We start from the raw sequence: 18,352 nt of genomic DNA on the forward strand, positions 1-18,352 counted from the left end.
CCTCGTTACAAGGCGCGCCGCATCGCGGTGATCAGGCGCTGCACGGCCCGCGACGTGTCGATCGGGCGCTCCATCGGAAAGAGGTGGCTGCCTTCGATCCACTCGAAGTTGTCGCCAGCCACGCGCCGCGTCATGCCGAGCCCCACCTGGCGCACTTCGCGCGAATGCGTGCCGGCGACGAAGCCGACCGGCACCGGGGAGCCATGTGAAAGGCGCGCGCCGAGCGTGTGCGGCAGCGTGCGATAGATCAGATATTCGACATGCCGGTCGAACGCCAGCATGCGCGCTGCGCCCGGCGGCGTCGCGCGCATGCCGTGATCGATATAGTCGGACAACATGCGCTCGTCCCAGCGCGCGAACGCGGGCTTGGCGCGGAAATGCCGCCAGGCCTCGTCGCGGCTCGCCCAGTGCGTGCGGCGCTTCTTCGTCGCGGCGGCGGGCGAAAGACGCTCGTCCAGCCCGGTCCATTGCGTGACGCGCAACAGCCCGCTCTTCCATCCGGCGATCACGGGCGAGTCGAGCATGACCACGCCTTTCACCCATTGCGGGCGCTTCAGCGCCGCCATCATCGACAGATAGCCGCCGAGCGAATGCCCGACCAGCCACACTTTCGGATGCTCGCCGTCCGCTTCGTCGCGATAGCGACCCATCTCGTCGATGAGCTGATCGACGAGATACGGCCAGTCGCGCGTGACAGGAAAGCGCGCGTCGTGCCCGATGCACTCGATGCTGCGAATCTCGAATTCGTCGGCCAGCTCCGCGAACATCGTGCGATAGGTGGACGCCGGAAAACCGTTCGCGTGCGAGAAGTGGATGATGTCTTTCAAGCGGGAGCCGTCTCCGTTTTTTTGCTGTTCTCAACGCCCCATCCAGTAGCGTGCGTGGGTCTGCCGAAATTTTTCGAGCACGATGTCCGCACCGATGTCGATGCGCGCCGCGCCGTCCTCGTCGCTGCGCGAGAGCGCGACCGGACGCAGCGCATAACGCGCGTACACGGTCGGATGCGGGTGGCGAAAGCGGTTGCGATAGCCTACCTGAAATATCGCGGCGAGCGGCCCGACGGAGTCGAGGAAAGGCTCGGTGGACGAAGTGCGGCTGCCGTGATGCGGGACGATCAGCACGTCCGCGCGCAAGTCCGCGCGACCGCGCACGATCAGATCGCGCTCGACGTCCGCTTCGATATCGGCGGCGAACAGCGCGGCGCGCCCCGCCGCGCTCGTCACCTTCAGCACGCACGACTGCCGGTTCGGCTTGCCCGCGAGCGGCCCGGGCTGCGGCCACAACACGCGGAATTCGACGCCGTCCCAGATCCAGCGCTGCCCGGCCGCGCAACGCAGCGCCGATGCGCCCCGCGCGCGCGCGTCGGACCACAATGCGTCGCTCGCGGGCAGCGATGCGAGCAGTTGCCGCACGGCGATCGATTGCAGCACGGCCGGCGCGCCCCCCGCGTGGTCCGAATCCGAATGGCTGACGACCAATGCATCGAGCGCGTACACGCCCGCCGCCTGCAAATACGGCACGACGATGCGTTCGCCTGCATGCGTCGATTCCGGGCCGGGACCGGCGTCGAACAGCAGTGCGTGCCGCGCCGTCTCGACGACCAGCGCCGAACCTTGCCCGATGTCGAGCGCGGTCACGCGAAACGCACCTTCCGGCGCGGGATGCGACGCGGGCGCGAGCAGCGGCAGCCAGGTGATCGGCGCGGCCCAACGCAACGGCCAGCCGCGCGGCGCGAGCGCCCAGGCGACGCCCACGCACGCGGCCGCGAGCGCGAAACCGCCGGGCCGCGGCAAATGCCAGAGCGGCGGCGCGACAGAATCGGCCAGTGCCGCGAGCGCATCGCAGAGAATCGAGAGCGCGGCATGCGCGGCGTGGAGCAACGGCGCGTCGAGCGGCGCGGGAAGCAGCAAGCCGGCGAGCGTCGCGGGCGTGACGAGCGCGCTGATCCACGGAATCGCGAACGCATTCGCGAGCGGCCCGAGCAGCGGAATCTGCGAGAACCAGTAGACGGTGAGCGGCGCGAGCGCGATCGTCACCGCGTATTGCACGCGCACGCCCGATGCGATGCGCCGCCGCATGCGAACGCCGAAGCGCATGATCATCGCGCCCGGCCTGCGCTTCGTCGACCGTTCGGGACGCTGCCCGACTTCGCTCGGATCGACGCGATCCCATTGATCGATGTCGTCTTCGTCTTGCGTCCGCGCCTGCGATTCCACCCGTCCGGCCGCCGCGATCGCATGCAGGATCGCGGCCACCGCGCAGAAGGACAGCCAGAATCCCGGCGACGTCACCGCCCACGGATCAGCGACGAGCACGCATGCGAGCGCCCACGACAGCACGAGCGACGATGCCGGGCGGCGTCCGCACAGAAACGCGATTGCGAGGATCAGCAGCATCCAGAGCGTGCGCTGCGCGGGCACGTTGAAGCCGGCGAGCGCCGCATAGCACGCCGCGAACGCCGCCGCGCCGCACGCGGCGACCTTCGGCGTGGCCACGAGCAACGGCGCGCTCGCGCCGCGCAACCTGAGCCGCTTCCAGACAAAGCCGCAGATCAGCGCCGCGAGTCCCGCGACGAAGCCGATATGCAAACCCGAGATCGCGACCAGATGACTCGTGCCGGTCGCGCGCATGAGCAACCAGTCGGCCTCGCTGACGGCGTCTTGCGCGCCCACCGCGAGCGCGACGATGATCCCGCGATGCGGCGCATCGGCGAGCACGGTTTCGATGCGATCATGCGCGCGCTCGCGCAGCCGATCGATCATCAGCCGAGGTCCGTTCGCGTCCGCGCTCAATCTTCGCGGCACGCGCGCGGGCGACACCGAGCCCGTCGCGCGTATGCCGCGCTCCAGCAAGCTCGCTTCGGCATCGCGCAGACCGAAGTTGGCGTTGCCGTGCGCGCGTTTGAGGCGCGCGCTCAGCGTCCAGCGCTGGCCCGCCAGCAGCTTCGGCGGCGCGCTGGCATTGGCGCGTTCCGCCGGCATCCAGAGCAAACGCACGATGCGCGGAAAATTTCGCACTCCCGCGCCGTTCGCTTCGACTTCGAACAGGAAGCGCACGCCATCCGCCTGTGCCTGAGGAAGCCCGCGCACGAAGCCCTTCAATTCGATATCGCGCTGCTCGTACGCGACGGGCAATTGCTCGCGCAGCCGCACTTCGGCGCGCATGGCTGCATAACCGAAGCCCAGCGCGCAAGCCGCGATCGCGAAGCCCGCGATGCGCGCACGTGGCTGCATCGCGCCGCACGTCGCCGCGACGAGAAACACGACGGCGCACGCGATCCAAAGATAGACATCCGGCAAACGCGCCTGCTGCTGCAAGCACCAGACGCCCAACGCAAAACCCAGCAGCATCGCCCGCACTTCGCCCTCTTCCTTTCTCGTGACGCGCACGCACGCGCGCCGGACGAACTCCGGCGCGCATCACGCGTAGAACGAAACGATTATGAAGAGGCGAGCGCGAGCCGTGGCAGCGCTGCGTGAGCGTTAGCCGTTGTGCCTAGGGAAAGCGCGTTTTCATCGATGCCGCGCAATTGCGCGAGGACCTTCGCGATGCCCGCGACCTGCTCAGGCGCGTTGCGCTGCTTGTAAAGCCAAGAAGGTGCGATGTCCGGCGCGTCGGTTTCGAGCACGATCGCATCGAGCGGAAGGTCCGAGGCGAGACGCCGGATCTGCAGCGCGCGCTCGAATGTCAGATTGCCGCCGAAGCCGAGCCGCATGCCTTGTGCGATGAACGCTTCGGCCTGCTGGAAACTGCCGTTGAACGCGTGCGCGATGCCGCGATGAATCTCGTGCACGCGCAGGCCCTTCAGCACCTTGTCCTGCGACTTGCGCACATGGCAGATCACCGGCAGGTCGAACTCGCGCGCGAGCTTGAGTTGCTCGTTGTAGAAGAACTGCTGACGCGCGTCGTCGAGCGTCGGCACGAAATAATCCAGCCCGATCTCGCCGATGCCAACGAACAGCGGATCGTCCATGCTCGCCGCGATTTCCTCGCGCAGCACACGCAAGTCGTCATCGGTCGCGCCCGGCGTGAACAGCGGATGAATGCCGAGCGCATAAGCGCCGCCCTCGATGCGATGCGCAAGCTCACGCACTGTCGCGATATTGCCGCGCTCCACACCCGGAATCACGATGCGCGTGACGCCCGCAGCAAGCGCCGCGCCGGCGACGGCGTCACGGTCGGCCTCGAATTCGCCGGCGTCGAGATGACAGTGCGTATCGATCCACATGACGCCTCCGCGCGCTTTGACGCGTTATACCGGCACGACCGGCTCTTCGTGCAGCACGCCGTCGCGCAGGCGCATGATGCGGTCGCAGCGCGCGGCGAGATCGGGATCGTGCGTGACGATCACGAAGCTCGTCTCCAGCGTCTGCGACAGCTCCAGCATCAGGTTGAAGACCGTGTCCGCCGTGCCGCCGTCGAGATTGCCGGTGGGTTCGTCGGCGAGCACGCAGGCGGGACGCGTGACCAGCGCGCGCGCGATCGCCACGCGCTGGCGCTCGCCGCCCGACAGCGCGCCCGGCCGATGCTTCGCGCGATGCCCGATGCCCACGCGTTCCAGCATTTCCTGTGCTTGCCGGCGCGCGTCGTCCTCGGGCATGCGGCGGATGCGCAGCGGCATCGCGACGTTATCTACCGCGGTGAATTCCGGCAGCAGATGGTGAAACTGATACACGAAGCCGAGCGCGCGATTGCGCAGTTCGTTGCGCTCCTTTTCCTTGAGCGCGGTGAACGGCTTGCCGAGCAAAGAGACCTTGCCCGCGCTCGGTTCGTCGAGGCCGCCGAGCACGTGCAGCAGCGTGCTCTTGCCCGACCCCGACGCGCCGACGATTGCAAGCTTCTCGCCGCGATACACGTCGAGTTGCGCGTTGTTCAGCACCTGCACGTTGAAGCCGCCCTGCACGAACGTCTTCGAGATCGCGGAAGCCTGCAGAACGATGTTGTTGGCGGGAATCAGATCACTCATAGCGCAGCGCCTCCGCCGGACGAACCTTCGCGCCGCGCCAGCTCGGATAGAGCGTCGCGAGCGAAGACAAAAGGAATGCGATGACGCCGATCTTCGCGACATCGCCCGGCACGAGTTCCGACGGCAACTCGCTGATGAAATACACCGAGGACGGCAGGAACTGCACGTTGAACAGATGTTCGATCATCGGCACGAGCCACGGAATGCTCCACGCGATCAGGCAGCCGAGCGTGACGCCCAGCGCCGTGCCGATGAAGCCGATCGTCACGCCCTGCACCACGAAGATCTTCATGATCGAGCCGGGCTGCGCGCCGAGCGTGCGCAAAATGGCGATGTCGGCCTGCTTGTCGGTGACGGTCATGACGAGCGAGGACACCAGATTGAAAGCCGCCACCGCGATGATCAGCGTGAGGATGATGAACATCATGCGTTTTTCGATCTGCACGGCGGAGAACCAGGTCTTGTTCTGCTGCGTCCAGTCGCGGATGTATAGATCGCCCGACAGCGTGCGCGCGAGCTGGCGCGCGACTTCGGGCGCGCGCTGCATGTCCTTCAGGCGCAGGCGCACGCCGGTGGGCGCGGGCAGGCGGAACAAGGCTTCGGCGTCGCGGATTTCGATCAGCGCGAGCGTCGAATCGTATTCGTAGTGCCCCGACTCGAAGACGCCGACCACGGTGAACTGCTTGAGGCGCGGCATCATCCCCGCCGGCGTGATGGTGCCTTCGGGTGCGACGAGCGTAATCTTGTCGCCGGTCATGACGCCGAGATTCGCCGCGAGATCCTTGCCGAGCACGATGCCGAATTCGCCCGGCTTCAGGTCCGTGAGCTTGCCCGCGCGCATGTCCTTGCCGATATCCGACACATCGGGTTCCAGCGTGGGCTCGACACCGCGCAGCGCGACGCCGCTCACTGCGCCCTGGCGCGTGAGCAGCGCCTGCGCCTCGACATAAGGTGCGGCGCCGACCACTTCGGGATTCTGGCGCGCCTCTTTGGCGGTCAGTTGCCAGTTGGGCATGGAACCCGTCGGCGAGAAGATTTCGACGTGCGCGAGCACGGACAGCATGCGGTCGCGCACTTCCTTCTGGAAGCCGTTCATGACCGACAGCACGACGATCAGCGCCGCGACGCCGAGCGCGATGCCCGCCATCGACACGAGCGCGATGAAGCTGATGAAGCCATTGCCTGTGGTGCGTTTGCTGGCGCGTGTGTAACGCCAGCCGATCTGCCATTCGTACGGAAGTTTCAAGCGATTCCTTTTTGCTGCTGGTTCAGCGTGGTTGTGCCCTGGTGGCGCGGTGACCGACCCTTGGTCCGGCATGATGCGCGCCGTCTGCGTCAAATTTTGCGAAAGTTTGCCATATATGGCGAATGCGGTACGTCACGCGCATGCCGGGGCGCCCCCGGCGCACATCGAAATCGTGTCTGCTCGCCCGAGCGCAAGACGGCTTTGCCCTACAATGCCGAGCATCATGCCTGTTCAAGAACTCCATCTCTTGTTGCCGTTCGCGCTGCCGTCGGCCGCGGACGCCGCCACCGCCCTGCACGGGCTGGAGAGCGCGGCGCTCGACAAGCTGCTCGCCCGCGCCACGCTGGAAGAACGTGTGATAGGCGAGGACTTCCAGCGCACGCTGCCGCACGAACGCTGGATCGCGCGGCGTTTCGGCGCGGTCGCTCCCGCCGACCAGCGCTATGCCGACGACGCCCCGCTCGCCCCCTTCATGCTGCTCGCCGACGGCGGCACGCCCGGCGAGGCTCGCTGGGCCTGCATCGAGCCGGTGCACGTGCGCATCGCGCATGATCATCTCGTGCTGATCGACCCCGACACGCTCGGCGTGCACACGGAAGAAGCGCGCGCGCTGCTCGACGTCGCACGGCCGGTGATCGAGGATCTCGGCGTCACGCTGCAGGCGCCGACGCCGTTGCGCTGGTACGTGTCGGGCGATGCGCTCGGCGCGCTCGCGGGCGCGTCGCCGCTGCGCGCCACGGGCCGCAACATCGAAATCTGGCTGCCGCACGAAGCGCGCACCGGCGAACGTTCGCGCGCGTGGATGAAGCTGCAGAACGAAGTGCAGATGGCATGGTTCGAACATCCGCTGAATCTCGCGCGCGAATCGCGCGGACTGCCCGCGATCAATTCGATCTGGCTGCACGGGCAAGGCGCGCTGCACCCGGTCCAGAGCCCGTTCGCGCGCGTGATGTCCAGCGCCGCCGCGACGCGCGGTCTCGCGCTCGCGTCGGGCGTGAAGCCATCGATGCCGCCGGAGTCATTTGCATCGATCGCCAGGGACAACGCGCAAGGCGCGACGCTCGTCGAGCTCGATCCGTTCTCCGCACCGTTCATCGAGCAGGACTGGGCGCGCTGGAACGCGTCGCTCGGGGAACTCGAAGCCGCGTGGTTCGCACCCGCGCTGCAGGCGCTCTCCGATGGCTCGCTCGGCCGTCTGAGCCTCACGCTCTGCGGCGACACCGGCTCGGTGACGCTGTCGGTCACGCGCGGCGACCTGCGCAAATTCTGGCGGCGCCGGCCGATCGCCGCGCTGCTCATCGAATAAGAGATACCCGAATGACGCGAATCGTTACGCGCGCCTCCTCCCCCGCCGACGCCGAAGCGCTGATGCGTCACGGCCTGCATCCTGTCATCGCGCGGCTGTACGCGTCGCGCGGCGTGACTTCGCCCGATGAAGTCGAGACCGAATTCAAGCGCCTGCACGCGCCCGCCGGCCTGAAAGGCTGCGACGACGCAGCGGTCGTCCTCGCCGATGCGCTCGCTGCCGGCAAGCGCATGCTGGTCGTCGCCGATTACGACTGCGACGGTGCAACCGCGTGCGCCGTGGCCGTGCGCGGCCTGCGCATGTTCGGCGCGCGGATCGACTATCTGGTGCCGAACCGCTTCGAATACGGCTACGGCCTCACGCCGGAAATCGTCGCGCTGGCCGCACAGTCGCCCGCCGGTTTGCCCGACCTGCTCGTCACGGTCGACAACGGCATTGCGAGCGTCGATGGCGTCGAGGCCGCGAATGCGCTCGGCATCGACGTGCTCGTCACCGATCATCACCTTCCCGGCGACGAACTGCCCGCCGCACGCGCGATCGTCAACCCGAACCAGCCGGGCTGCGTGTTTCCGAGCAAGTGCCTTGCGGGCGTCGGCGTCATGTTCTATGTGCTGCTCGCGTTGCGCGCGGAGTTGCGGCGTCGCGGCGCGTATGGCGACGGCACGCCGGAACCGCGTCTCGACGGCCTGCTCGATCTGGTCGCGCTCGGCACCGTCGCCGACGTCGTGAAGCTCGACTGCAACAACCGCATTCTGGTCGCGCAGGGTTTGAAGCGGATTCGCTCGGGCCGCATGCAGCCGGGCATCGCCGCCCTCTTCCGCGCCGCCGGCCGCGACGCGCGCGCCGCATCCGGCTTCGATCTGGGCTTCGCGCTCGGCCCGCGCCTGAACGCGGCGGGGCGGCTGTCGGACATGTCGCTCGGCATCGAATGCCTGACGACCGACGACGTCGGCCGCGCCTGGGAACTCGCGCAACAACTCGATTCGATGAACCGCGAGCGCCGCGAAATCGAAGCCGGCATGCAGCAGCAGGCGCTCGCCGAGCTTCAGACCTTCGATCCGGGCGAGCGCGCGACGCTCACGCTCTACGATGCGAGCTGGCACCAGGGCGTGATCGGCATCGTCGCGGGACGGCTCAAGGAGCGCTTTCACCGGCCATCGTTCACGTTCGCGCACGCCGACGACAGCGGCGCGCTGTCCAAGGGCTCCGGCCGCTCGATTCCGGGCTTTCATCTGCGCGACGCCGTCGATCTGATCAGCAAGCGCGAGCCCGGCCTGATTCACAAGTTTGGCGGCCACGCGATGGCCGCGGGCCTCACGATCGCCACCGCCGACATTCCGCGCTTCACGGAAGCGTTCGAGGCCGTCGGCCGCGAGTGGCTCACGGCGGAGGCGCTCTCGCGCACGGTCGAAACCGACGGCGAACTGGAAGACGCGTACTTCACGCCGCAATTCGTCGAAATGCTCGACGCGGCGGTGTGGGGACAAGGCTTTCCCGCGCCGACCTTTTCCGGCGAATTCGAGGTCGCCTCGCAGGCGCTCGTGAAGGACAAGCATCTGAAGCTCTCGCTCTTGCGCGGGCGTCAGCGCTTCAACGCGATCTGGTTCAACCATGTCGATCCGCTGCCCGCCCGCGCGACCGTCGCATACCGGCTCGTCAGCGATTCGTGGAACGGCGTCGCGCGGGTGCAACTGATCGTCGAACACGCGGGCTGATCCGGCGCGCCGGGCGGCGTCCGCGCCGGGGAAACCGTGTCAATCGGCTATAATTTCATCTTTTTACGAAGCCGAAGATCGACAATGGAAGCGGAACGTCTCAACGCGATCGAAAGCCTTCTGGCCGACCTGCGCCGCCGCGCGGGCGAGCTACGGGGGTATCTTTGACTACGACGCCAAGTCCGCGCGTCTGGTTGAAGTCAACAAGGAACTCGAAGATCCGAATGTCTGGAACGACTCGAAGAACGCGCAAGCGCTCGGTCGTGAGAAAAAGCTGCTCGATGGCGTCGTGACGACGCTCACCGACCTCGACAACGACCTCCGCGACGCGAACGATCTGTTCGACATGGCGCGCGAGGAAGACGACGAAGACACGCTCGTCGCGTGCGAATCGGACGCGGATGCGCTGCGTCTTCGCGTCGAGGACGTGGAATTCCGCCGGATGTTCTCCAATCCGGCCGACCCGAACAACTGCTTCATCGACATTCAGGCGGGCGCCGGCGGCACCGAAGCGTGCGACTGGGCGTCCATGCTGCTGCGCCAGTATCTGCGCTACTGCGAGCGCAAGGGCTTCAAGACCGAAGTCCTCGAAGAATCGGAAGGCGATGTCGCCGGCATCAAGAGCGCGACGATCAAGGTCGAAGGCGAATACGCCTACGGTTATCTGCGCACTGAAACCGGCATTCACCGCCTCGTGCGCAAGTCGCCGTTCGATTCGTCGGGTGGACGTCATACGTCGTTCTCGTCGGTGTTCGTGTATCCGGAAATCGACGATTCGATCGAAATCGAGATCAATCCCGCCGATATCCGCACGGACACGTACCGCGCATCGGGCGCGGGCGGCCAGCACATCAACAAGACCGACTCCGCCGTGCGTCTCACGCACGCGCCGACCGGCATCGTCGTGCAGTGCCAGAACGACCGCTCGCAGCACCGCAACCGCGCGGAAGCCATGCAGATGCTCAAGGCGCGTCTCTACGAGTTCGAGATGCGCAAGCGCCAGGCCGAACAGGACAAGCTCGAATCGAGCAAGACCGACGTGGGCTGGGGCCATCAGATTCGTTCTTACGTGCTCGACCAGAGCCGCGTGAAGGATCTGCGCACCAGCGTGGAAATGAGCAACACGCGCGCCGTGCTCGACGGCGACCTCGACGACTTCATCAGCGCGAGTTTGAAACAGGGCGTTTGATGTCCTGCAGCGGCGTGGCCTTCCGGTCGCGCCGCTTTCGTTTCATCCCGCCGCGCATCCTCCGTATCACAAGCCAAGAATCATCATGACCGAACCGACTCAACCGGGCGCCGCTCCCGAACTGGAAGAAAACCAGATCATCGCCGAGCGGCGCGACAAGCTGCGCTCGCTGCGCGAGCAGGGCGTCGCCTATCCGAACGACTTCCGCCCGACGCATCAGGCCGCCGCGCTGCAAGGCGATTACGCCGAAACCGACAAGGACGCGCTCGAAGCCAATCCCCTGCCCGTCGCGATCGCCGGCCGGATGATGCTGAAGCGCGTGATGGGCAAGGCCAGCTTCGCGACGGTTCAGGACGGCAGCGGTCAGATCCAGTTCTTCGTGACGCCCGCCGACGTTGGCGCGGAAACCTACGACGCGTTCAAGAAGTGGGACCTGGGCGACATCATCGCGGCCAAGGGCGTGCTGTTCCGTACGAACAAGGGCGAGCTTTCGGTGCGTTGCACGGAACTGCGTCTTTTGTCGAAGGCGCTGCGTCCGCTGCCGGACAAGTTCCACGGCTTGGCCGATCAGGAAACGCGCTATCGCCAGCGCTATGTCGATCTGATCGTCACGCCCGAGTCGCGCAAGACGTTCATGGCGCGCACGAAGGCCGTCACGTCGATCCGCAATTTCATGGCGCAGGCGAACTTCATGGAAGTCGAAACGCCGATGCTGCACCCGATTCCGGGCGGCGCGGCGGCCAAGCCTTTCACGACGCATCACAACGCGCTCGACATGCAGATGTTCCTGCGCATCGCACCGGAGCTCTATCTGAAGCGGCTGATCGTCGGCGGCTTCGAGCGCGTGTTCGAGATCAACCGTAACTTCCGGAACGAAGGCGTGTCGCCGCGTCACAATCCGGAATTCACGATGATGGAGTTCTACGCCGCGTACACGGATTACCAGTGGCTGATGGACTTCACGGAATCGCTGATCCGCCAGGCCGCCATCGATGCGCTCGGCACCGCGACCATCACGTATCAGGGCCGCGAACTGGATCTCGCCAAGCCGTTCCATCGTCTGACGATCAATCAGGCGATCCAGAAGTTCGCGCCACAGTACACGGATGCACAGTTGTCCGACGCCGCATTCCTGCGTACGGAACTGAAGAAGTTCGGCGTCGATACGAACCAGCCCGCGTTCCTCAACGCCGGTCTCGGTTCGCTGCAACTCGCGCTTTTCGAAGAGACGGCGGAGTCGCAACTGTGGGAGCCGACGTATATCGTCGATTACCCGATCGAAGTGTCGCCGCTCGCGCGCGCATCGGATTCGGTGCCGGGCATCACGGAGCGTTTCGAGCTGTTCATTACGGGCCGCGAGATCGCCAACGGCTTCTCGGAGCTGAACGATCCGGAAGATCAGGCCGCGCGTTTTCAGAAGCAGGTCGATCAGAAAGACGCCGGGGACGAAGAAGCCATGTATTTCGACGCCGACTACATCCGCGCGCTCGAATACGGCATGCCGCCGACGGGCGGCTGCGGCATCGGCATCGACCGTCTGGTCATGCTCCTGACCGACAGCCCGAGCATCCGCGATGTGATTCTGTTCCCGCATCTGCGTCGCGAGGACTGAGTTTTTCGGTCTGACTCAATGCGAGAAAGCGCACCCATTGCGGTGCGCTTTTTTTTCGCCCGGCGATTTTGCCTGTAACCATTGGTAAATATTTCAAGGCGAATTCGGCCTCCGATCAGCGCAGCCTCGTGATTTCGATACTGGCACCGCTTCTGCTTCTGTTTGAATAGACCTGGGTCGGGAAATTGTTACAACCGGAAAAAGCGCGGGTTCTTGGTTTCTTCGACAATGTGTTGTGACAGCGGATATCGGCAGTGACATCTCGCCTCGAAAAGGAGGTTCAAAAAATGGATAACGGGACCAACAAACTCAGCACGTCGCCCGCATCCGGCGGCGCTCAGCCGCCGCAGCGGCGTCTGCATCCGCTCATCGCGACGGCGGCGGGCGCGGTCATTGTCGCGAGCCTCGTCGCGACGGCAGCGATGACGGGACTGTTCCCGAAGGCATCGAGCAACGGGGCGCAGAATCCTCAGACGCAAACGGCGGCCGTTGTGCAACAGCCTGTCGTCGATTCGGCAGCGCCGAGCCCGGCGCAGCAACCGACCGCGGCGCAGCAACAGGCGGCGCAGCAGCAGGCAGCTCAACAGCAGGCAGCTCAACAGCAAGCGGCGCAGCAGCAACCCGCCCAGCCATCGTATGCGCAGCAACCGCCGCCGCATCCGGCGTATTGCTCGACCTGCGGCACCGTCGAATCGATTGCAGCCGTCAAGCATGAAGGCCACGGAACCGGCATCGGAGCGGTCGGTGGCGCGGTCGCGGGCGGTGTTGTCGGCAATCAGTTCGGCCGTGGCGGCGGACGCACCGCAATGACGCTGCTGGGCGCGCTCGGCGGCGGTCTCGCCGGAAACTCGGTCGAAAAGCACATTCGCAGCGAAACCGACTACACCGTGCACGTGCGGATGGAAAACGGCAAGGCGCGCACCTTCACGTACAAGAATGCGCCGCCGTTCCAGCAAGGCGAGCGCGTACACATTTCGAACGGCGCGCTGGTCGCAGGTTGATCGCACGCAGGAAACGAAAAAGGCAGCGAACCTCACGGTTGCTGCCTTTTTTTTGTCGGGAACGCGCGACGCTAATGGTCCCGCTGCGAGCTGCGCGCCGGATTCGGCCGGCCACGCGCCGTCAGATAGCCCCACCAGATATAGCCCGAAAAGCCATACAGCACGAACAGGCAGAACAACATGACCGGTGGATCGGACGATACGAGCACGAACGCCACCACGATCAGCAGCACGCCCGCGAACGGCACGCGATAACGCACATCGAGCGCCTTGCCGCTGTAGAACGGTGCGTTCGACACCATCGTGACGCCCGCGTAGATGGTCAGCGCGAACGCGACCCACGGCAGCCACACGAGCTTGAGCGGCACGCGGTTATCTGTAGCGAGCCACACGAAACCGGCGATCAGCGCAGCGGCTGCCGGCGAAGGCAACCCCTGGAAAAAGCGCTTGTCGACCACGCCGACGTTCGTATTGAAGCGCGCGAGCCTGAGCGCCGCACCCGAGCAATAGACGAAGGCCGCGAGCCAGCCCCAGCGGCCGAGATCCTTCAGCACCCATTCGTACATCACGAGCGCCGGCGCCACGCCGAACGACACCATGTCCGAAAGACTGTCGAACTGCTCGCCGAACGCGCTTTGCGTGTGCGTCATGCGCGCGACGCGGCCGTCCATGCCGTCGAGCACCATCGCGACGAAAATGGCGATCGCCGCGATCTCGAAGCGCACGTTCATCGCCTGGACGACGGCGAAGAAGCCGCAGAACAGCGCGGCCGTGGTGAACGCATTCGGCAGCAGATAGATGCCGCGCTTTCTGAGGAACTGCTGGCGCTTCGCGCGCCGCGTCTCCACGGCGCCGACGTCCTGCGCGGCCTTGTTGCGGCGGAACGCGCGCGGAGACGTTGCGTTCGCGCGATTACGGCGCGGTTTGAATGCCGCCATCGAGTCCTCCGCGCTATTCCGCGAATTCGGCGAGGATCGTCGACGAAGCCGAAACCTTCTCGCCGATCGACACACGCGGACGGCTTCCCACCGGCAGATACACGTCCACACGCGAACCGAAACGGATGAAGCCGTAGCGCTGGCCGCGCGTGAGCGGCTCGCCCGCGTGCACGTAGCAGAGAATGCGTCGCGCGATCAGGCCGGCGATCTGCACCGAGGTCACGGTCTGGCCGCCCGCGGTCTGCAGCACGATGGCGTTGCGCTCGTTCTCGGTCGAGGCTTTATCGACTGCCGCGTTCAGGTAAGCGCCCGGAAAGTACTGCACCTTGGTGATCGCGCCGTCCACCGGCGAGCGCTGCGAGTGCACGTTGAACACGTTCATGAACACGCTGATCTTGAGCGCCTCGCGGCCCACGTACGGATCGTGCGCGGTTTCGACCGCGACGATGCGCCCATCGGCGGGACACAGCACCGCGTTCGGCTGAGTAGGAATCGGACGGGCGGGATCGCGGAAGAACTGGACGACGAAAATCACGATCAGCCAGAAGAGCCAGGCGAAGCCGAAACCGCCCGTCGCCTGCACGAGGATGGCGACGACAGCCGCGATGGCGATGAACGGCCAGCCTTCGCGGGCAATGATCGGATGAGGATAGTTCATGAACGAGTTCTGAGATTTTTAAAAACCGTAGGATAGCAAAAGCCGCCCGGCGCACAGGGCATCCGGGCGGCTTTTCATCCAGCAAAAATCGTGACGCGATGAATACGCGCGCGCCGATTTAGTTCTTCGACTGGTCGACCAGCTTGTTCTTCGCGATCCACGGCATCATGGCGCGCAGCTTCTCGCCGACCTGCTCGATCTGGTGCTCCGAGGTCAGACGGCGGCGCGATTGCAGCGTCGGCGCGCCGGCGCGGTTTTCGATGATGAAGCTCTTCGCGTACTCGCCCGTCTGGATGTCCTTCAGCACGGCCTTCATCGCCTTCTTCGTCTCTTCGGTGACGATGCGCGGACCCGTCACGTACTCGCCATATTCGGCGTTGTTCGAGATCGAGTAGTTCATGTTGGCGATGCCGCCTTCATAGATCAGGTCGACGATCAGCTTCAGCTCGTGCAGGCACTCGAAATACGCCATTTCCGGCGCGTAGCCCGCTTCCACCAGCGTTTCGAAACCGGCCTTGATCAGGTCGACGGTGCCGCCGCACAGAACCGCTTGCTCGCCGAACAGGTCGGTTTCGGTTTCTTCACGGAAGTTGGTCTCGATGATGCCGGCACGGCCGCCACCGTTCGCCACGGCATACGACAGCGCCACATCGCGCGCCGAGCCCGACTTGTCCTGGGCGACCGCGACCAGATGCGGCACGCCGCCGCCGTTCTGGTACGTGTTGCGCACCGTGTGGCCCGGAGCCTTCGGCGCGATCATGATGACGTCCAGATCCGCGCGCGGGATCACCTGGCCGTAGTGCACGTTGAAGCCGTGCGCGAACGCGAGCGCCGCGCCCTGCTTGGCGTTGTCGTGCACTTCGTTCTTGTAGACTTCGGCGATCTGCTCGTCGGGCAGGAGCATCATGACCACGTCCGCGCCCTTCACGGCTTCAGCCACTTCCTTCACCTTGAGGCCCGCGTTCTCGGCCTTGCTCCACGATGCGCCGCCCTTGCGCAGACCGACCGTCACGTTCACGCCGCTTTCCTTCAGGTTCAGCGCGTGTGCATGGCCTTGCGAGCCATAGCCGATGATGGTGACTTGCTTGCCCTTGATGAGGGAGAGGTCGGCGTCCTTGTCGTAGAAAACTTTCATGGTGGTTCCTTGAGTCCTGATGATGCGTTGAATTGGTTGCGCTACGTGTGCTGCTAATGAAGTGGTACGGCGCCGTTACACCTTGAGAATCCGCTCGCCACGGCCGATGCCGGAGCTGCCCGTGCGAACCGTTTCGAGGATCGCCGTGGCGTCGAGCGCCTGAATGAACGCGTCGAGCTTGTCGGACGCGCCCGTCAGTTCCATCGTGTAGGTCTTCTCGGTCACGTCGATGATGCGGCCGCGGAAGATATCCGCCATGCGCTTCATCTCTTCGCGCTCCTTGCCGACCGCTCTTACCTTGATGAGCATCAGCTCGCGCTCGATGTGGGCGCCCTCTGTCAGGTCGACCACTTTCACCACCTCGATCAGGCGGTTCAGGTGCTTCGTGATCTGTTCGATCACGTCGTCCGAGCCAATGGAGACGATGGTCAGCCGCGACAGCGAGCTGTCTTCGGTCGGCGCCACCGTCAGCGTTTCGATGTTATAGCCGCGCGCCGAAAAGAGCCCGACGACACGCGATAACGCGCCCGGTTCGTTTTCCAGCAAAACGGAGATGATGTGTTTCATGTTCGTCTTTCCCGATGATGTCCAGTGAAGGCTTCGATGCGAATCCGCGCGCCGCGCATGTCTTTCGTGGAGACCGGCGCGCGCGAACCCGCGCATTCGAAACCCGCGTTACAGATCCTCAGACCCGAGCAGCATTTCCGTGATGCCTTTACCTGCCTGCACCATCGGGAATACGTTTTCGGTCGGATCGGTCTGGAAGTCGAGAAATACGGTGCGGTCCTTCAGACGCAGCGCTTCCTTCAGCGCCGGCTCGACGTCCGCGGTCTTTTCGACACGAATGCCGACATGGCCATACGCTTCGGCCAGCTTCACGAAGTCGGGCAGCGCGTCCATGTACGAACTGGAATAGCGCTTCTTGTACTCGATCTGCTGCCACTGGCGCACCATGCCCAGATAGCGGTTGTTCAGCGAGATGATCTTGACGGGCGTGTTGTACTGCTTGCACGTCGAGAGCTCCTGAATGCACATCTGGATGGACCCTTCGCCCGTGATGCAGACCACTTCGTCGTCCGGATAGGCCATTTTCACGCCCATCGCCGCCGGCAGGCCGAAGCCCATCGTGCCCAGGCCGCCCGAATTGATCCAGCGGCGCGGCTTGTTGAACGGATAGAACTGCGCCGCCCACATCTGATGCTGGCCGACATCCGAACACACGAACGCGTTGCCGTCGGTCAGCTCCCAGAGCTTTTCGACGACGTACTGCGGCTTGATGATCTCGCTCTTGCGGTCGTAGGCGAGGCAGTCCTTCGAGCGCCAGCCTTCGATCTCGTCCCACCAAGTCTTGAGCGCCGCCGTGTCCGGGCCGTGCTCGGCGTGCTGCAGTTGCTCGAGCAGTTCCTTCAGCACTTCCTTCACGTCGCCGACGATGGGAATGTCCACCTTCACGCGCTTGGAAATGGACGACGGATCGACGTCAATATGAATGATCTTGCGCGGCGACGAAGCGAAGTGCTTCGGGTCGCCGATCACGCGGTCGTCGAAGCGCGCGCCGATGGCGATCAGCACGTCGCAGTGCTGCATGGCCATGTTGGCTTCGTACGTGCCGTGCATGCCGAGCATGCCCAAGAACTTCTTGTCGGACGCGCGATAGCCGCCGAGGCCCATCAGCGTGTTGGTGACCGGATAGCCGAGCAGATCGGCGAACTGGTTCAGCTCGCGCGACGCATCCGCCAGAATGATGCCGCCGCCGGTATAGATATACGGGCGCTTGGCCGACAGCAAAAGCTGCACCGCCTTGCGGATCTGGCCCGAATGGCCCTTCGTGACGGGATTGTACGAACGCAGCGACACGCTCTTGACCGGCTCGTACTTGCACGGCGCCTTCGACACGTCCTTCGGAATGTCGATCAGCACGGGGCCGGGACGGCCGGTGCGCGCAATGTAGAAAGCCTTCTTGACGGTTTCGGCCAGGTCGCGCACGTCCTTCACGAGGAAGTTGTGCTTCACGCACGGACGCGTGATGCCGACGGTGTCGCATTCCTGGAATGCGTCGAGGCCGATGGCCGCGGTGGGCACCTGGCCGCTGATGACGACGAGCGGAATCGAATCCATGTAGGCCGTGGCGATGCCGGTGACGGCATTGGTGACGCCCGGGCCCGAGGTCACGAGGCACACGCCCACATTGCCGGTCGAACGCGCATAGGCGTCGGCGGCGTGCACGGCGGCCTGCTCGTGGCGCACGAGGATGTGCTGAATCTGGTCCTGCTTGTAGAGCTCGTCGTAGATGTAGAGTACCGAGCCGCCGGGATAGCCCCAAATGAACTCGACGTTCTCATCGGCCAATGCGCGCATGAGCACGGTGCCGCCGATGGAGTCAGCTTCGTGAGGAGGAGTGGTATCCGACGTGGAGAATTCCGCGCTAGGCATGTTCATTCATCACCTTTCGAATTTTCGGCAAAAAATTGATCGGGTGCTCTCTACCGGGCTTGTGGCTCGGGTTCAAGCGGCGCGTCTAGGTTTGACAGGCGTGCTTCTTGGGCTCGCCTCAAAGCAGACATTTCACTGGATGATGCGAGTCAG

At 64.8% G+C, this 18,352-nt stretch carries 15 protein-coding genes; 5 read left to right on the forward strand and 10 right to left on the reverse strand.

Going from position 1 to position 18,352, the window contains the following annotated elements:
• Window positions 1–5: 5 nt before the first annotated feature.
• The 5 genes from AWB79_RS14685 to AWB79_RS14705 all read right to left on the reverse strand — a co-directional run bounded on the left by AWB79_RS14685 (window position 6) and on the right by AWB79_RS14705 (window position 6,212).
• Window positions 6–827, reverse strand: coding sequence for an alpha/beta fold hydrolase (locus AWB79_RS14685; protein ID WP_061168151.1), 822 nt, complete (start codon window positions 825–827; stop codon window positions 6–8).
• Between the two features lie 30 nt (window positions 828–857).
• On the reverse strand, window positions 858–3,359 hold the full coding sequence (locus AWB79_RS14690) for a DNA internalization-related competence protein ComEC/Rec2 (protein ID WP_061168276.1): 2,502 nt from the start codon (window positions 3,357–3,359) through the stop codon (window positions 858–860).
• An 80-nt stretch (window positions 3,360–3,439) separates the two neighbouring features.
• The gene (locus AWB79_RS14695) at window positions 3,440–4,228 is read right to left on the reverse strand and encodes a TatD family hydrolase (protein ID WP_061168152.1); all 789 of its coding nucleotides are present in this window, start codon (window positions 4,226–4,228) and stop codon (window positions 3,440–3,442) included.
• 24 nt (window positions 4,229–4,252) lie between these two features.
• Entirely contained in the window at window positions 4,253–4,966 is a 714-nt protein-coding gene (lolD, locus tag AWB79_RS14700) for a lipoprotein-releasing ABC transporter ATP-binding protein LolD (protein WP_061168153.1), read from the reverse strand.
• Window positions 4,959–6,212: a lipoprotein-releasing ABC transporter permease subunit gene (locus AWB79_RS14705; protein WP_061168154.1), complete on the reverse strand. Its 1,254-nt coding sequence runs from the start codon at window positions 6,210–6,212 to the stop codon at window positions 4,959–4,961. Before AWB79_RS14705 ends, lolD begins: the two co-directional genes overlap by 8 nt.
• A 211-nt stretch (window positions 6,213–6,423) precedes the next feature.
• Here AWB79_RS14705 and AWB79_RS14710 point away from each other — a divergent pair, with 211 nt between their 5' ends.
• The 5 genes from AWB79_RS14710 (at window position 6,424) to AWB79_RS14735 (ending at window position 13,035) form a co-directional block, all read left to right on the forward strand.
• A complete protein-coding gene (locus AWB79_RS14710) occupies window positions 6,424–7,518 on the forward strand; it encodes a hypothetical protein (RefSeq protein ID WP_061168155.1) in 1,095 nt (364 codons plus the stop codon).
• Window positions 7,519–7,529: 11 nt separating this feature from the next.
• Window positions 7,530–9,233, forward strand: a complete 1,704-nt coding sequence (gene recJ, locus AWB79_RS14715; RefSeq protein WP_061168156.1) for a single-stranded-DNA-specific exonuclease RecJ — start codon at window positions 7,530–7,532, stop codon at window positions 9,231–9,233.
• Window positions 9,234–9,317: 84 nt separating this feature from the next.
• Window positions 9,318–10,422 (forward strand): peptide chain release factor 2 gene (gene prfB / locus AWB79_RS14725; protein WP_096031542.1). Its coding sequence is split into 2 segments (ribosomal slippage): window positions 9,318–9,398 and window positions 9,400–10,422, totalling 1,104 coding nucleotides; the frame shifts between segments, so codons are not numbered across the junction.
• Window positions 10,423–10,507: 85 nt separating this feature from the next.
• Window positions 10,508–12,034, forward strand: a complete 1,527-nt coding sequence (gene lysS / locus AWB79_RS14730; protein WP_061168157.1) for a lysine--tRNA ligase — start codon at window positions 10,508–10,510, stop codon at window positions 12,032–12,034.
• 287 nt (window positions 12,035–12,321) lie between these two features.
• A complete protein-coding gene (locus AWB79_RS14735) occupies window positions 12,322–13,035 on the forward strand; it encodes a glycine zipper 2TM domain-containing protein (protein WP_061168158.1) in 714 nt (237 codons plus the stop codon).
• Between the two features lie 71 nt (window positions 13,036–13,106).
• On the opposite strand, the gene pssA is transcribed toward AWB79_RS14735, so the two are convergent.
• The 5 genes from pssA to AWB79_RS14760 form a co-directional block, all read right to left on the reverse strand.
• Window positions 13,107–13,973: a CDP-diacylglycerol--serine O-phosphatidyltransferase gene (gene pssA, locus AWB79_RS14740; RefSeq protein WP_061168159.1), complete on the reverse strand. Its 867-nt coding sequence runs from the start codon at window positions 13,971–13,973 to the stop codon at window positions 13,107–13,109.
• Window positions 13,974–13,986: 13 nt separating this feature from the next.
• On the reverse strand, window positions 13,987–14,631 hold the full coding sequence (locus tag AWB79_RS14745) for a phosphatidylserine decarboxylase (RefSeq protein ID WP_061168160.1): 645 nt from the start codon (window positions 14,629–14,631) through the stop codon (window positions 13,987–13,989).
• A 118-nt stretch (window positions 14,632–14,749) separates the two neighbouring features.
• On the reverse strand, window positions 14,750–15,766 hold the full coding sequence (gene ilvC, locus AWB79_RS14750; RefSeq protein ID WP_014191839.1) for a ketol-acid reductoisomerase: 1,017 nt from the start codon (window positions 15,764–15,766) through the stop codon (window positions 14,750–14,752).
• Window positions 15,767–15,841: 75 nt separating this feature from the next.
• Complete coding sequence (gene ilvN, locus AWB79_RS14755; protein ID WP_008341906.1) at window positions 15,842–16,333, reverse strand: acetolactate synthase small subunit; 492 nt, start codon at window positions 16,331–16,333, stop codon at window positions 15,842–15,844.
• 108 nt (window positions 16,334–16,441) lie between these two features.
• Window positions 16,442–18,205: an acetolactate synthase 3 catalytic subunit gene (locus AWB79_RS14760; protein WP_061168161.1), complete on the reverse strand. Its 1,764-nt coding sequence runs from the start codon at window positions 18,203–18,205 to the stop codon at window positions 16,442–16,444.
• Between the last annotated feature and the right edge of the window lie 147 nt (window positions 18,206–18,352).

It is taken from the genome of Caballeronia hypogeia, assembly GCF_001544875.2.
Lineage (GTDB): Bacteria > Pseudomonadota > Gammaproteobacteria > Burkholderiales > Burkholderiaceae > Caballeronia > Caballeronia hypogeia.

Excerpts from the sequence above, each read along its gene's own strand:
- AWB79_RS14760 (WP_061168161.1), bottom strand. The coding sequence starts at position 18,205 with ATGAACATGCCTAGCGCGGAATTCTCCACGTCGGATACCACTCCTCCT.
- AWB79_RS14745 (WP_061168160.1), bottom strand. The coding sequence starts at position 14,631 with ATGAACTATCCTCATCCGATCATTGCCCGCGAAGGCTGGCCGTTCATC.
- recJ (WP_061168156.1), top strand. The coding sequence starts at position 7,530 with ATGACGCGAATCGTTACGCGCGCCTCCTCCCCCGCCGACGCCGAAGCG.
- AWB79_RS14710 (WP_061168155.1), top strand. The coding sequence starts at position 6,424 with ATGCCGAGCATCATGCCTGTTCAAGAACTCCATCTCTTGTTGCCGTTC.
- AWB79_RS14695 (WP_061168152.1), bottom strand. The coding sequence starts at position 4,228 with ATGTGGATCGATACGCACTGTCATCTCGACGCCGGCGAATTCGAGGCC.
- AWB79_RS14735 (WP_061168158.1), top strand. The coding sequence starts at position 12,322 with ATGGATAACGGGACCAACAAACTCAGCACGTCGCCCGCATCCGGCGGC.
- lolD (WP_061168153.1), bottom strand. The coding sequence starts at position 4,966 with ATGAGTGATCTGATTCCCGCCAACAACATCGTTCTGCAGGCTTCCGCG.
- ilvC (WP_014191839.1), bottom strand. The coding sequence starts at position 15,766 with ATGAAAGTTTTCTACGACAAGGACGCCGACCTCTCCCTCATCAAGGGC.
- pssA (WP_061168159.1), bottom strand. The coding sequence starts at position 13,973 with ATGGCGGCATTCAAACCGCGCCGTAATCGCGCGAACGCAACGTCTCCG.
- lysS (WP_061168157.1), top strand. The coding sequence starts at position 10,508 with ATGACCGAACCGACTCAACCGGGCGCCGCTCCCGAACTGGAAGAAAAC.
- ilvN (WP_008341906.1), bottom strand. The coding sequence starts at position 16,333 with ATGAAACACATCATCTCCGTTTTGCTGGAAAACGAACCGGGCGCGTTA.